The following is a 14088-nucleotide window of genomic DNA, read 5'->3' as shown; positions in this document are numbered from 1 at the left end:
GGATCGTCGACGGGGCGGACGGCGTGGTCCTGCCGGCCGCTCTGACCGGTGCGCTCCACCTGGAGGTCCGCGACGGCGCGCGGACCGGCGGCCCCGCCTGGGTGGACACCGGCGCTCGCGGCCGGTTCACCCCGACGGGCGGCATCGTGCTGGAACGGGCCGGGGAGCCGGAACCCGTGAGGCGCGCGTCCACTTCGTACGGGCGCCTGGGCCGCGCGTCGGCGGCCGGCATGGCCTCGCAGCTCGCCGCGGTGTGGGCGGCGAGCCTGGGACTCCAGGCCGTCGAGCTCGGCGACGGACGCGTCGGGCTCGGGGACGTGCTCCCGTGGTGTCCCGGGGGGGGGGGCCCCGGGGGGGGGGGGGGGGCCCCCCCCGGGGGCCCCCCCCGGCCCCCCCCCCCCCGGGGGCCCCCCCCCCCCCCCACCCGCCCCCCACGGCATCCTCATGCCGGGGGAAGGAGCCGTCGCGGTACGGACGGTTCGGCCGACCAGTTCTCGGTGAGGAAGGACGCGATGTCGCGCAGGGACTCCGCCGCCTCCCGGACCAGTCCCGCCTGGGCCTGGGCCGCGTGCCACAACGAGGGGCTCTCCACGTAGCGCAGCGGCACACCCGCACGCCGCAGGGACAGGGCCAGCTCCTGGCACTGTCCGTACAGCAGTTCACGCGTATTGGTGTGGAGGTAGGTCGGCGGCAGTCCGGCCAGCGGACCCGCGTGCGGAACATACCGGGGATCGGACGGGTCCCCATCGCCCAGATACGCGGCGGCGCAGGCCAGGCCCCAGGGGCGGTTGACCACGAGATCACGGGCCTTTTCGGCCACCTCCGTCGGGTTCGCCCACGGTGAGATCAGGGCGAGGGCGGAGGGCCGCGGCCCCTGGCCGGCGACCAGGTGCTGCGTCGCGGCGAGGGCGATGGCGCCGCCCGCCGAGTCTCCGGCCAGCACGATCGATTCGGGGGCGTGGCCCTCGGTCGCCGTCAGCGCGCCGAACGCCGCGATCGTGTCCTCCAGCGCCGCCGGACAAGGGTGTTCGGGGGCCAGCCGGTAGTCGAGGAGGTAGACGGGACGACGGGTGTCCCGGGCGAGATGCGCGGCCAGCGACCGGTGCGAGGCCGGCGATCCCACGGTGTACCCGCCGCCGTGCAGGTAGAGCACCGCACCGGCCGTCTGTCCCCCTCGGGCGTCGATCCGTTCGACCGGGCGGCCGCCGAGCAGCAGTGTGCCGACCGACGTGCCGGACGGAAGGGGCTGCGTACGTGCGACGGCGTTCAGCAGGGCGCGCTGGGCCCGCCACGGCATGCGGTGGTGGAAGGTGAGCCGGTAGAAGGGGTGCAGTGCCGCGCGGGCGAGCGGCATCGGCAGCAGCGGCAGAGACCTCATGCCGCGGCTCCCGGACGCGGGGCGATCCGCAGGAGGCGCGACATCCAGGCGCCGAACCGCTGGGAGCCCGAGGGCGCGATGCGGCTCAGCAGGTCGAGCGCCTTGGCCTCCGCCCCCACGAGCACCCGCGCGCGGCGCCGGCGGACCCCCGAGATGATGGTGTCCGCTGCCATCTCGGGGCTGTGCAGCGCCAGTCGCCTGTCGAAGGCGCGCGCGATCCCGGCCGCGTCCAGTCCCTGGGACGCCGTGGCGTTGCGGGCCACCGCGGTCTTGATGCCTCCGGGATGTACGCAGGTCACGTGCACGGGATCCCGGGACAGCAGCAGTTCCTGGCGCAGGCACTCGGTGAATCCGCGCGTCGCAAACTTGGAGGCGTTGTAGGCACTCTGGCCCGGATACGTGATCAGCCCGAAGAGGCTGGAGACGTTGATGACATGGCCGTCGCCGGACGCGATCAGATGGGGCAGGAAGGCTTTGGTCATGTTCACCACGCCCCAGAAGTTGACGTCCAGCACGCGTTCGATTTCCTTGAAGGACTCGTGGGCCACCTCGCCGTAGTGCGCGATGCCCGCGTTGTTGTAGATCTGGTGGACGGTGCCGAAGTGGGCACGGACCTCGTCGGCGTAGGCCAGGGTCCTCTCCCGCTGGGTCACGTCGAGCACGTCGGTCTTCACCCTCACCCCGGCCCCCTCGCACAGGGCGGCGGTCACCTCGACGCTGTCGCCGTCGATGTCGGACAGAGCGAGATCGGCGCCGAGTCCGGCAAGACGCACGGCGAGCGCCCGGCCGATCCCGGATCCCGCGCCGGTGATGACGAGGACCTTGCCGGCGAAACCGGTCCTGTCCGACTGCTTGTTCATCGTGGTCCTCCGGTCGAGACGTGGTAGGCGTCGATGTCGAACGTCCGCGTGATCCGGCGGAACTCGTAGGAGAAGCCCGGCCACATGGTGGTGTTGGCCCCGTGCTTGTCCAGGTACCAGCTGGCGCACCCGCCGACGTTCCAGATGGTCCGCGACAGCTTGCGCTGCAACGCGGACGAGAAGTTCTCCTGCGCCTGCGCCCGTACCTCGACCGAGCGCAGGTTCCGTCGCTTCATGGTCGCGACGGCATCGGCCAGGTAGTTCACCTGCGATTCGATCATGAAGATCATCGAGTTGTGGCCGAGGCCGGTGTTGGGGCCGACCAGCAGGAACATGTTGGGGAAGTTCGCGATCGCCGTGCCCTTGTAGCACTGGCGGCCCACCTCGTCGAACACGTCGCCGAGGCTCCGTCCGTCCTTCCCGAAGAGCTTGCGGTAGGTGGGCGAATCAGTGACGTGGAAGCCGGTGGCCAGGACGATGGCGTCCACCTCGCGCTCGGCACCGTCGTCCGTGACCACGGACTTCTCGCGTACCTCGCTGATGCCCGCCGTGACGAGCTCGACGTGGTCCTGCCGGAACGTGCGGTGGTACGTGTTGGACAACAGGATCCGTTTGCACCCGATCCCGTAGTCGGGAGTGAGCCGGCGGCGCAGCTGCGGGTCGGGAATCTCCCGTCGCATCCTGGCCCGTGCGAGCAGCCCCACCGGCTTCATCAGCACGGGGTGCTTCGCCAGGGCGATCGCCTGCGCCTCGTGCGCCCAGTAGATGCCGGAGCGTACGAGGCGCTGGTAGCCGGGCACGTACCGGCACGCAAGGCGTTCGATCCTGGAGTAGCGGCGGTCCATCCGGGGCAGTACCCATGCCGCGGTGCGCTGGTACACCTGGAGTTCGGCGACGCTCGACGCGATGGCGGGAACTATCTGGATGGCGGAGGCGCCGGTTCCGACGACCGCGACCCGCTTGCCGGCCAGGTCGGCATCGTGGTCCCACCGGGCGGAGTGGAAGACGTGGCCCGCGAAGTCCCCGATCCCGGGTATGTCCGGCTGCGACGGTTCGCAGAGCGCTCCGAACCCGCCGACCAGGATGTCGGTCACGAACGCACCTTGGGAGGTCTCGACCTCCCAATGGGTGTGCTCCTCGACCCACTTGGCGCTCAGCACCTCGCAGTCGAAGACGTGGTGGTCCCGCAGACGGTACCGGCGGGCCACCTGGATCAGGTAGTCCTGTATCTCCGCCTGGCCGGAGAACGACCGGCTCCAGCCCGGGTTCAGGGCGAACGAGTACGAGTAGAGGTGCGAGGGTACGTCGCACGCCGCGCCGGGGTAGGTGTTGTCGCGCCACGTTCCGCCGACTTCGTGGCCCCGTTCCAGGACCAGGAAGTCGCTCCATCCTTCCCGTCGGAAGCGGATCGCGGCGGCGAGCCCTGCGAGGCCGCCGCCGATGACGAGGATATGGGTGCGACGAGGCGGCCGGGCCGGGGGCTCGGACCTCTCGGACGCTCTCCCCCGGGCGTTCGCCGCCTTCTTCCGGTTCTTGTCTCTCTGGTTCTCAGCACTCAAGGGGGATCAGATCTCCCGTCGCGTCTGTCCCGGACGGTGGGCCCCCGGATACTCCCAGACCTGCTCTGACACGCCCCTGAAGCGACCCTGCGTTCAGGGCAGGGCGATTTCAGGGCCTCTGTGGATGATGGTCCGTCACATGGGCCTCGACGTCTGTCACGTCCTGCGCATTCCGCCCCTCATCGACCGAGCAGGCAAGGAGACATCTGATGGGTTCCACACCGGCGCAAGCAGAGGCCGTCGAAACGCCGGACGTGCTGATCGTGGGAACGGGGTTCGCCGGCCTCGGGATGGCCATGAAGCTGCTCGACGCGGGTCAGTCCGACTTCGTCATCCTGGAGAAGGCCGACAGCGTGGGCGGCACCTGGCGGGAGAACACCTACCCCGGCTGCGCGTGCGACGTCGCAAGCGTCATGTACTCCTACTCCTTCGCCCCCAATCGCGAGTGGAGTCGCATGTACGCGGCGCAGCCGGAGATCCTCGACTACATCGAGCACGTCGTGGAGGACCGCGGGGTCGAGCCGCACATCCGGTTCAACACCGAGGCGGTCTCGTACGAGTTCGACGAGGACAGCGACCGGTGGACCGTACGGACCCGGTCGGGCCAGGAGTACCGGCCGCGGATCGTCGTCCTCGCCCACGGAGCGCTGCACCAGCCCAACATCCCGGACCTGCCCGGCATGGGCCGGTTCAAGGGGACCATGTTCCACTCGGCGCAGTGGGACCATTCCGTCGACCTGACGGACAAGAAGGTCGCGGTCGTGGGTACCGGCTCCAGCGCCGTGCAGTTCATCCCGGAGATCGCCGGCACGGCCGCCCACGTCGATGTCTTCCAGCGCAACGCCCACTGGGTCCTGCCCAAGGCCGACCGGCCGCTGAAGGCCCTTGAGCGCAAGCTCTTCAAGGCCCTGCCGTTCGTCCAGCAGCTGTACCGGCTGACGGCCTACTGGACCCACGAAGTACCGGTGCTCGCCTTCCTCAACCCGAAGTTCGTCAAGCTGCTCGAACTGGCCTCCCTGCGCATGCTCGCCAAACAGGTGAAGGACCCTGTGCTCCGCGCACAGTTGACGCCGGACTACAAGATCGGGTGCAAGCGCATCCTGCTGACGAACGACTACTACCCGGCGCTCCAGCGCCCCGACGTCGACCTGGTCACCTCCCCCATCGCGGAGTTCACCAAGACAGGGCTGACCACGGCGGACGGGAAGAGCCACGAGGCCGACGTGGTGATCCTGGCGACCGGGTTCTCCACGGACAACCGCTGCGCCACGGAACACATCGTGGGGCGGGACGGGGTGACGATCCAGGAGGCGTGGCGCGACGGCATGAGCGCGCACCTGGGCACCACGGTGTCGGGGTTCCCCAACATGTTCATGCTGATGGGCCCCAACTCGGGCGGCGGCGCGCAGTCGATCCTGTTCGTCATCGAGGCACAGCTCCACTACATCGTCGAGTGCCTTCGCATGATGCGGGCGCGGCGGGCGACCCGCATGGAGGTGCGCGCGGAGGTCCAGCGTGCGTTCAACGCCCGTCTGCACCGCCGTCTCGCCGGCTCCGTGTGGAACTCGGGCGGCTGCCACAGCTGGTTCCTGGACCACACGGGCCAGAACCGCCAGTCCTGGCCCGGGACCGGTACGTCCTACTGGCGCGCCACCCGGCGTCCCGACCCGCAGGCGTTCAGCCTGACGAGCGGCGCCGGGAAGCGGCCGCTGCGCGTGGTTCCGCAGCCGCAACCCACCGACTCGTGAGCCGGGACACCGATTGCAGTAGACATACGGTCGTGCGTACACTCAATTGTCCATGCTTCGACCTGCCGCCCGGACGGGCGGACTCATGGACCCGGTGGACCGGGTCGCGTGGCACCCGGTCCTGGCAACCGGCGCAAAGTGTGTGCACAACGAGAAGGGGATGCATTCGTGACGAATGCCAAGGAAGAAGTTCTCGCGACCGCAGCGGTGCCGGAGGACCGCCCCGCGCTGCCCTGGCCCACCGTGTCGACGGTCATGGTCGGCATGTTCATGGCCATCCTCGACTCGTTCATCGTCGTGGTGGCGGGCCCGGCGATCCAGGATGACCTGGGGGCGACCGTCGGCCAGCTCCAGTGGATCCTCGCGGGTTACCAGCTGAGCTACGCGGTCTTCATGATCACCGGCGGCCGCCTCGCGGACCTGTACGGACGCAAGCGTGTGTTCGTCATCGGCACCGCACTGTTCACGCTGTCCTCGCTCGCCTGCGCCATGTCGCAGAGTCCCGCGGCACTCATCGTCGCCCGGATCGCCCAGGGCCTGGGCGCGGCGCTGATGGTTCCCCAGGTCTTCGCCGTCATCACGCTCTCGGTCCCCGAGAAGGGCCGCCCGCGTGTCTTCGGCGTCCTGGGCATGGTGATCGGCATGGCGACCATCAGCGGGCAGCTCGTCGGCGGGCTGCTGATCGGCGCGGACCTGTTCGGCACCGACTGGCGGTCGGTGTTCTGGGTCAACGTACCGATCGGGATCGCCACACTCGTCCTGGCTCTGAAGTTCGTTCCGGAGTCGCGCTCCGAGGGCGCACGCAAGCTGGACTTCGCGGGCGTGGCAGCCCTGAGCGCCGCGCTGCTGCTTCTCACCTACCCGCTGATCCAGGGGCGGGAGGAGGGGTGGCCGTGGTGGGCCTGGGCCTGCTTCGTGGCCAGTGCCGCCGCCTTCGCCCTGTTCGTCGTGCTGGAGCGCAACCTCGAACGACGCGGCGGCGATCCGCTGATGCGGCTCTCCCTGTTCTCGCAGCGGTCCTTCTCGCTGGGAATCGTTCTGGTGCTCGCCGTATACGCACTGCTGACGTCGTACTACCTCGCCCTGTCGATCGCGATGCAGGACGGCCTCGGCCTGTCGGCGCTCGGTTCGGGCCTCGTGTACACGCCGGCCGCGGTGACCTTCTTCGTCTTCAGCCTGATCGCCGGCCGCCTCGTCCCGAAGTACGGCCGTCGCGTACTGGAGGTCGGCTCGGTGGTCCTGGCGCTCGGGTACCTGGCCACCGCCGTCGTCCTGCTCTCCGGCCCGAGGCTGACCCCGCTGCTGGTGATTCCCACCCTGATGCTGCAGAGCGTCGGCGGCGGGCTGCTCATCACGCCGCTCCTGAACACCGTGCTGAGCAGGGTCTCCGCGGAGACCGTGGGCATGGCCTCCGGGGCTCTGTCCACCGCGCAGCAGGTGGGTGGAGCGCTCGGGGTCGCCGTGATCGGAGCCGTGTTCTTCAACTCGTTCGATCCTGCCGACGGCGGGAGGGTCCACGCGGCGGGGCATGCCTTCGCCATGTCGTCGCTGACCACGTTCGGCATCGCGGTCCTCGCGTCCGCGCTGGTCTTCCTGCTCCCGAAGCACACGAGGGCGGGCAAGTGACGGCGCGCGAGTAGGAGCGCGCCGGGGCCGGCCAGGCCAGGACAGCTCGCACACAGATGTCGCAGCCCGGTGCGGCGGACCTCAGGGTCCGCCGCACCGGGCTGCGACGTCCGGTCTGTCCACGCACTTGTACGGCACGAAGTCACGGTCCCAGGTGGCCTGCCGACACGCCCGTACGGCACGAAGTCACGGTCCCAGGTGGCCTGTCCACACGCCCGTGCGGCGCGAAGTCACGGTCCCAGCCCACCCGTCCACGCGCCCGTACGACGCGAAGTCACGGTCTCAGCGCGAGGTCGCCAGGAGCCCGTCGATGATGCGGCGAGCCTTGCCCACGGCCTCCGTGTCCCCCGACTGAAGGGCCGTGTTGGCAGCGCAGAGCAGGGCGTCGATCTGAAAGACGGTGAGGTCGATGTCGAGCCCGACGACCTCACCGGAAGCCACGGCCTTGCGCAGTTCGGTCGCGATGACCTCGCGCCACTCCCGCTGGTCATGGAACAGCGCGTCGTGAACCGGACCCGGCCGGCTGTCGAACTCGGCGAGATTCGCCACTCGGAAGCATCCGCCCGCGAACAACGGGGTCTCGGCGTAGACCACCCAGTGGTCCAGCAGCGCGCGCAGACGGGCGATGCCTGCCGGGGCCGCCCTCGCCGGACGGATCACGGCGTCGATGAACATCTCGCGCGCGAACTCCACGGTCGCGAGCTGCAGGGTCTCCTTCGTCTTGAAGAGAGTCTGGATCCCCGCCTTGCTGAGTCCCGTATCGACGGCGAGGCGGCCGAAGCTGACTCCGTCGAGACCTTCCAGCGAGGCGATGTCGACAGCCCGGCGCAGTACTGTCCCGCGCGTCCGGGCACCGCGCAGCAGGCGCTTGTCCGTGACGTCCGGCTGAATCCCCGCCGGCGTCAAAGGCACACGCGCTCCGGTGCCGCCGGCTCGGGAGGCGATCGACTCCACACTACTGCCCATACGGTCGATCGTACCCTGTTCAGCCGAATAATGGCGCATACGTACGGCAGATCTCTCGTCGATCACGCCTCGCGCACGGCGGGAAATACCTGTTCCGATGGCGCCGGATAAGATCTCGGCCACGTATACATCAAGCCTCCCCTTTTGGCCGAATGCCATCCGTCTGCGCATTTCCGCAGGCCAAGCAGGTCCCTACTCGAACGTGCGGGCTGCGGAGGCCGACCACATCTCGTTAGGATCACACCCGAATCGCCGTGAGGTGAATTTGTTCAATAGGGAACTTTCTTGAAGCTCCACGCCAATGTGTCCTGCTCGCCTGAATTGAGGGAAGTGCACAGTGATCAGCGTTGGAATAGGTGTCCTCGGACCGCTGCGGGTCGAGATCGGAAGCTCAGAAGTGGCGTTGAGCGGGGCGAAGCTGCGCAGCATTCTCGCCATCCTCGCGCTCCGGGCCGGCGGCGAGGTGCGCCGCGACGAGCTGATCGAAGAGCTCGACCTCATGCGGACCACGGGGGACGCGGTCAACGCGGTGCACGCCCACGTCGCCAGGCTCCGCCGCTGGCTCCAACGGCATGGCGGACGAGCTGACCTGCTGGAAACGGTCAACTCCGGTTATCGGCTCAATATCGATCGCGACGCGGTCGACGCCCACCGTTTCGTCAGCCTGGTGGAGCGGGCCCTGAACCTGTCCCCCGGAACCCCTTCCGTCGTCGCGACCATCCTGAAGGACGCGCTGTCCCTATGGCGGGGCGATGCCCTGCTGGACGCCCTGGAGAGCCCGATGGTCGCCACGGCAGCCGACGAACTGTGCCAATGGCGGGCAGCCGCGCGGGAAACGCTGATCAACGCGTGGCTGGAACTCGATTGCAATCAGAAGGTCGTGCTGAACGCCCAGAAATTCATTTCCGAGGACCCGCTGAACGAATCGATGCGCGCACGCCACATCATCGCTCTGCAGCGCATGGGAAGGCATGCCGAAGCAGTCGAGGCCTACAACAGCGCCGAGCGCGTACTGAGCCAGGAACTGGGAATCAGACCCGGCACCGAACTCCGCTCCGCATCCGATCCCGCCATCCGGTTCATTCCCGCTTCGAATCATGGTGTTCATGGCGTCCGGGGCGGACGCATCATGACCGGGGCCATTCTGTAAGGAAATCCGCGGATACCGGTTCGGCTGCCGCGTCGCACCCCTGCGGTCGCGGCAGCCGAACCGTCCGAGGTCGCCGCTACCGCCGAACCGTCCGCGACCGCCGGGACAGCCGCCCCGGCGGTCGTGGACGAGGCCGTCGGTCAGTCCCGTTCCGTACGGCTCAGTACGTGAGCCAGCCCCTTGGCCATCTCGCTCGCCATGACCGCCTGCCCCGAGGTCGAGAAGTGGATGCCGTCCTCGCTGAGGAGGTCCTCCCGGGCGTTGACGGGGTGGTCCCACATGTCGACGACCACGGCCCGGTACTCGGCAGCCAGCGCGCGGGTGATGGCATTGACCCTCTCCACCCGCTCCGACCAGTCCGGGAACACCGGAACGACGTAGGCCCTGCCCAGGGTGAAGGTGGTCAACTGGGCCCCGGTGACGGACGCCATGGCGTACATGCGCCGCAGCCCGTTCTCGATCTCGCCGAAGTCCGGCTTCCGCCGCACGAGGTCGTTCGCGCCGCACGGCAGGTGCAGCAGGTCCGGGCCGAACTCCAGCATGCGGTCGATCTGCTTGTCGAGGGTCTGCTCCGTGGTCGCGCCGATCTCGGCCGTGTTCAGATACTCCAGATCCGGCCGCACCCGGCGAAGGACGTCCGCGAACCTGTCGGACCAGCCCGCGTCCGCGTATCCGGGGCTAGGGTCCCCGGTGCCGGCCGACAGGCTGTCGCCGATCACCGCGAATCGGTTCCAGGGGGCGTCGAAGAGCAGCGCCGCCGCATCCAGGGACGGCAGGCAGTACGGATCGGACTCTTCGGTGAGCTGTGTCAGGGCCATGAGAAAAGAATACGTCCGAGCGTATGTAAAGACAAGGGGCCGCTTCGGGCCGGCCCCGGCCTGCGAAGGGTTCGGCAGCCGGAGCGGGCTCCTCGGCGTGAACGGAGACGTGCGGGGCGGCCGTTCGTGTCACCACGGGCACGGAAGGTCCGCGGCGGGCCCGGGACTTCAGCCGGTTGGTCGCGTCCGTGATGCGCACACGGCGGCACGGCCCCGTGGCCGGCGGGTTCCTTCCGCCGGCCACGGGGCCGTGTGCTCAGTCCGTGAGCGCGGGGATGATCTCGGAGCCGTAGGCGTCGATGGTCGCCTCGCGGGCGTCGTGCATGTTGTAGACGGCGAACTGGTCGACGCCGAGATCGCGCAGAGTCCGGAGCTTCTCGATGTGCGCCTCGGGCGGGCCGAGCAGGCAGAAGCGGTCGACGATCTCGTCGGGGACGAAGGCGGTGTCGGGGTTCCCGGCGCGGCCGTGGTGGCTGTAGTCGTAACCCGAGCGCCCGGCGATGTACGCGGTGAGCGCCTCCGGGACGAGGCCGGAGTGCTCGCCGTAGCGGGAGACCAGGTCGGCGACATGATTGCCGACCATGCCGCCGAACCAGCGGCACTGCTCGCGGGCGTGGTCGAGGTCGTCGCCCACGTAGGCGGGCGCGGCGACACAGATGGTGACGGAGTCCGGGTCGCGGCCGGCCTCGGCGGCGGCGTCCCGTACGGCCTTGATCATCCACTCGGTCAGGAAGGGGTCGGCGAGCTGGAGGATGAAGCCGTCGGCCTTCTGCCCGGCGAGCGCGAGCGCCTTGGGCCCGTACGCGCCCATCCAGACGGGCAGCCGTCCGTCCTTGACCCAGGGGATCCGGACCGGCTGACCGTCGACGCGCGCCTCGCGTCCCTCGGCGAGGTCGCGGATGACATCGATGGCCTCGCCGAGCCTGGCCAGGGTGTTGGGGCTGCGTCCGGCGACGCGCATCGCCGAGTCGCCGCGGCCGATGCCGCAGACCGTGCGGTTGCCGTACATGTCGTTGAGGGTGGCGAAGGTGGAGGCCGTCACCTCCCAGGTGCGGGTGCCGGGGTTCGTCACCATGGGGCCGACGACGAGGCGTTCGGTGTGTTCGAGGATGCGGCTGTAGATGACGAAGGGCTCCTGCCAGAGCACCGCCGAGTCGAAGGTCCAGCCGTAGCGGAAGCCGTTGCGTTCGGCGCGCCGCATCAGGCCGACGACGGCCGACGCGGGCGGGTCCGTCTGCAGGACGAGTCCGAAGTCCATGGCAGATGCTCCTAGTCGAGGTACTGGCAGGTGGCGCGGGGGGTGTACATGCCGTGGCCGGCGCGGCCGGTGTACGTACGCCGGTCGATGACGACCTCGCCGCGCGAGAGCACCGTCTCCACCTGTCCGGTGAGCCGCTTGCCCTCGTACGCCGAGTAGTCCACGTTCATGTGATGGGTCTCGGCGGAGATGGTCTGCCGCGCCGCCGGGTCGTAGATGACGATGTCGGCGTCGGCACCGGGCGCGATGGTGCCCTTCTTCGGATAGAGACCGAACATCCGGGCCGGGGACGCGCACGCGATCTCGATCCAGCGGCGTCGCGAGATGTGGCCGTCGACGACCGCCTGGTGCAGGAGGTCCATCCGGTTCTCGACGCCCGGCATCCCGTTGGGGATCTTCGAGAAGTCGCCGCGGCCCTTCTCCTTCTGGCCGGAGAAGCAGAAGGGGCAGTGGTCGGTGGAGACGACCTGGAGTTCGTTGTTCCGCAGCCCCCGCCACAGCGCTTCCTGGTGCTCCTTGGGCCGCAGCGGCGTGGAGCAGACGTACTTGGCGCCCTCGAAGTCCGGCTCGGCGAGGTTGTCGGTGGAAAGGAAGAGGTACTGCGGGCACGTCTCGCCGAAGACCGGCAGACCCTTGTGGCGGGCGGCGGCGATCTCGGCGAGGGCCTCGTCGGCGGACACGTGCACGACGTAGAGCGGTGAGCCGGCGACGCGGGCGAGCTGGACGGCTCGGTGCGTGGCCTCGGCCTCCAGCGCCACCTTCCGTACGTCCCCGTGGTAGCGGGGGTCGGTACGGCCGGCCGCGAGGGCCTGTTCGACGAGGACGTCGATGGCGATGCCGTTCTCGGCGTGCATCATGATCAGGCCGCCGTTGGACTCGGCCCGTTGCATGGCGCGAAGGATCTGCCCGTCGTCGCTGTAGAAGACCCCGGGGTAGGCCATGAAGAGCTTGAACGAGGTCACGCCCTCCGCGACCAGCAGGTCCATCTCCTTGAGCGACGACTCGTTCACGTCGGCGAGGATCATGTGGAACGCGTAGTCGATGGCGCAGTTGCCGTCCGCCTTGGCGTACCAGGCGTCGAGTCCTTCGCGCAGGGAGCGCCCCACGGACTGGATGGCGAAGTCGACGATCGTGGTGGTGCCGCCCCACGCCGCGGCGCGGGTGCCGGTCTCGAAGGTGTCCGCCGCGTAGGTGCCGCCGAACGGCATCTCCATGTGGGTGTGCGCGTCGACACCGCCCGGGATGACGTACTTTCCGGTGGCGTCGATGGTCCGGTCGGCGGTCCAGCCCGCCGCGGCTTCCGTGCCGTGCGCGGCGAGTGCCGCGATGCGGCCGCCTTCGACGAGTACGTCGGCGTGGATCTCGTCGGACGCGGTGACGACGAGGCCACCGTGGATGACGGTGCGGCTCATGTACCCCTCCTCACTGTGGCGGAACGGGTCTACGCACGTAGACAAGGTGCGTGATGAAGAACGTAGAAGTGGGTTACCCACTGTGGCAATACCGCTGCCGCTAACCGCTGAAGACGTTTCTGTTTCACCCGTCCGGCACTCGACCGGCCCAGTGCGCGGACCGTTCCGCCGTCCGGGTGGAGCGCGCCCGGCGTCGTATACGCGCGCGCTCCGCCGTGCGGAGGCGGCCCGGCCCGTACGGGCGAGTGCGGCGGGCCCTTGCGGGGGAACTCCGGGCGACGGGAGGCCGCGGTCCGGCCGCGGCTGCGGAACGGCCCTTAGCTTCGCTCCATGATCAGAAACGGAATCATCGTCACGGCGGTGCTCTGCGCCTCCCTCGCCGCCGCGCCCCTGAGCGCCGCCGCCTCCGGCGGGTGGCAGCGGGTCGGCTCGGGGCTCCAGGGCGGGGTGAGCGGCATCGCGCTCGTCGAAGGCGCGCCCGCGGGCCCCGGTCTGGCCGACGCCGTCGTCGTACGGGACAACAAGGGGGACCTTGAGAGCAGGCTGGCGACCGTCCGCCTGCGGCCCGGCGACGCGCCTGTCGTCACGGAACTTCCCTGGCTCGGCGTGCTGCCCGCGGACCTGGAGGCCCTCGACGCTGTGCCGGGGCGCCCCGGCCACTACATCGCCCTCGCCAGCAGGGGCGAGGCCTACCACGTGGTTGTCGCGGACGGCGTGGCGACGGCCGAGGACGCCGCCGTCCTGCCGGGCCGGCGGGACGGCGACAACTACGAGAGTTTCGCGCTGCACCGTGACCGGTCGGGACGGACCTTCGCCGTGTGGGCGACGCGGGGCAGCGGCGCGCAACCGGCCGTCGTGCACGCGGCGTCGGTACGCGTCGGGCCGAACGGCCTCTCCTTCGGCACGGTTTCGGCGCGGCAGGAGTTCACCGTGCCGTTCCCGGACCAGGACGAGGTGCGCCACATCAGCGACCTGAAGGTGCTCGACGACGGCACCGTACTGGTGTCGGCGGCCTCGGACCCCAATGTGAACGACGGGCCGTTCGCCTCCGCCGTCTACGACGCCGGCCGGCTCACCGTGAACCGGGCCAACGACGCGGTGCTGCGGATGAGGCCCCGGCACGCACTCACCCCGCTGTCCCGCTTCACCCGGCAGGACAACCGGAAGATCGAGGCCATCGCCTTCCTGCCCGGCGGGCTCGGCCTGTGGGGTACCGACGACGAGAACTTCGGCGGTGCGGTGGCGTTCGAACGCCTCGGGTAGCCGGACCGGTCGGGCACGCGGGCGCGGCGTCCGGCCGGGCCTGGGGATGC

The 14088-nt window shown here is 69.5% G+C and carries 11 protein-coding genes; 4 read left to right on the top strand and 7 right to left on the bottom strand.

Going from position 1 to position 14088, the window contains the following annotated elements; all coding sequences use genetic code 11:
- Positions 1–442: 442 nt before the first annotated feature.
- The 3 genes from ACIQMX_RS14205 to ACIQMX_RS14195 are packed head-to-tail and all read right to left on the bottom strand — an operon-like array spanning position 443 to position 3797.
- Positions 443–1378 carry an alpha/beta hydrolase gene (locus tag ACIQMX_RS14205; protein WP_402477764.1) on the bottom strand — a complete coding sequence of 312 codons (936 nt, stop codon included), beginning with the start codon at positions 1376–1378 and terminating at the stop codon, positions 443–445.
- The gene (locus ACIQMX_RS14200; RefSeq protein WP_402477761.1) at positions 1375–2238 is read right to left on the bottom strand and encodes an SDR family NAD(P)-dependent oxidoreductase; all 864 of its coding nucleotides are present in this window, start codon (positions 2236–2238) and stop codon (positions 1375–1377) included. Before ACIQMX_RS14200 ends, ACIQMX_RS14205 begins: the two co-directional genes overlap by 4 nt.
- On the bottom strand, positions 2235–3797 hold the full coding sequence (locus ACIQMX_RS14195) for a flavin-containing monooxygenase (RefSeq protein ID WP_402477758.1): 1563 nt from the start codon (positions 3795–3797) through the stop codon (positions 2235–2237). Before ACIQMX_RS14195 ends, ACIQMX_RS14200 begins: the two co-directional genes overlap by 4 nt.
- A gap of 209 nt (positions 3798–4006) precedes the next feature.
- On the opposite strand from ACIQMX_RS14195, the gene ACIQMX_RS14190 reads away from it, so the two are divergent.
- Together ACIQMX_RS14190 and ACIQMX_RS14185 are read left to right on the top strand one after the other, a co-directional pair.
- Positions 4007–5545 carry an NAD(P)/FAD-dependent oxidoreductase gene (locus ACIQMX_RS14190; protein WP_363078935.1) on the top strand — a complete coding sequence of 513 codons (1539 nt, stop codon included), beginning with the start codon at positions 4007–4009 and terminating at the stop codon, positions 5543–5545.
- 168 nt (positions 5546–5713) lie between these two features.
- Entirely contained in the window at positions 5714–7171 is a 1458-nt protein-coding gene (locus tag ACIQMX_RS14185) for an MFS transporter (protein ID WP_402477754.1), read from the top strand.
- Positions 7172–7453: 282 nt separating this feature from the next.
- On the opposite strand, the gene ACIQMX_RS14180 is transcribed toward ACIQMX_RS14185, so the two are convergent.
- Complete coding sequence (locus ACIQMX_RS14180; RefSeq protein WP_363078904.1) at positions 7454–8260, bottom strand: TetR family transcriptional regulator C-terminal domain-containing protein; 807 nt, start codon at positions 8258–8260, stop codon at positions 7454–7456.
- A 214-nt stretch (positions 8261–8474) separates the two neighbouring features.
- Here ACIQMX_RS14180 and ACIQMX_RS14175 point away from each other — a divergent pair, with 214 nt between their 5' ends.
- The gene (locus ACIQMX_RS14175; protein WP_402477751.1) at positions 8475–9287 is read left to right on the top strand and encodes a BTAD domain-containing putative transcriptional regulator; all 813 of its coding nucleotides are present in this window, start codon (positions 8475–8477) and stop codon (positions 9285–9287) included.
- Positions 9288–9427: 140 nt separating this feature from the next.
- Here the strand turns inward: ACIQMX_RS14175 and ACIQMX_RS14170 are convergent, their stop codons facing one another.
- From ACIQMX_RS14170 to hydA, 3 genes are all read right to left on the bottom strand, one after another.
- Positions 9428–10105: an SGNH/GDSL hydrolase family protein gene (locus ACIQMX_RS14170; RefSeq protein ID WP_363078902.1), complete on the bottom strand. Its 678-nt coding sequence runs from the start codon at positions 10103–10105 to the stop codon at positions 9428–9430.
- A 256-nt stretch (positions 10106–10361) separates the two neighbouring features.
- Complete coding sequence (locus tag ACIQMX_RS14165) at positions 10362–11363, bottom strand: TIGR03842 family LLM class F420-dependent oxidoreductase (RefSeq protein ID WP_363078901.1); 1002 nt, start codon at positions 11361–11363, stop codon at positions 10362–10364.
- An 11-nt stretch (positions 11364–11374) separates the two neighbouring features.
- Positions 11375–12775, bottom strand: coding sequence for a dihydropyrimidinase (gene hydA, locus ACIQMX_RS14160; protein ID WP_363078900.1), 1401 nt, complete (start codon positions 12773–12775; stop codon positions 11375–11377).
- Between the two features lie 330 nt (positions 12776–13105).
- Between hydA and ACIQMX_RS14155 the strand changes: the two genes are divergently transcribed.
- Positions 13106–14038 carry a hypothetical protein gene (locus ACIQMX_RS14155; protein ID WP_402477747.1) on the top strand — a complete coding sequence of 311 codons (933 nt, stop codon included), beginning with the start codon at positions 13106–13108 and terminating at the stop codon, positions 14036–14038.
- The last annotated feature ends 50 nt before the right edge of the window (positions 14039–14088 follow it).

It is taken from the genome of Streptomyces sp. NPDC091416, assembly GCF_044756845.1.
GTDB lineage: Bacteria > Actinomycetota > Actinomycetes > Streptomycetales > Streptomycetaceae > Streptomyces.
This window is presented reverse-complemented; position numbering and strand designations above follow the sequence as displayed.

Coding starts and splice junctions, on each gene's coding strand:
- ACIQMX_RS14205 (WP_402477764.1), bottom strand. CDS start 1,378: ATGAGGTCTCTGCCGCTGCTGCCGATGCCGCTCGCCCGCGCGGCACTG.
- ACIQMX_RS14200 (WP_402477761.1), bottom strand. CDS start 2,238: ATGAACAAGCAGTCGGACAGGACCGGTTTCGCCGGCAAGGTCCTCGTC.
- ACIQMX_RS14190 (WP_363078935.1), top strand. CDS start 4,007: ATGGGTTCCACACCGGCGCAAGCAGAGGCCGTCGAAACGCCGGACGTG.
- ACIQMX_RS14170 (WP_363078902.1), bottom strand. CDS start 10,105: ATGGCCCTGACACAGCTCACCGAAGAGTCCGATCCGTACTGCCTGCCG.
- ACIQMX_RS14165 (WP_363078901.1), bottom strand. CDS start 11,363: ATGGACTTCGGACTCGTCCTGCAGACGGACCCGCCCGCGTCGGCCGTC.
- hydA (WP_363078900.1), bottom strand. CDS start 12,775: ATGAGCCGCACCGTCATCCACGGTGGCCTCGTCGTCACCGCGTCCGAC.
- ACIQMX_RS14155 (WP_402477747.1), top strand. CDS start 13,106: ATGATCAGAAACGGAATCATCGTCACGGCGGTGCTCTGCGCCTCCCTC.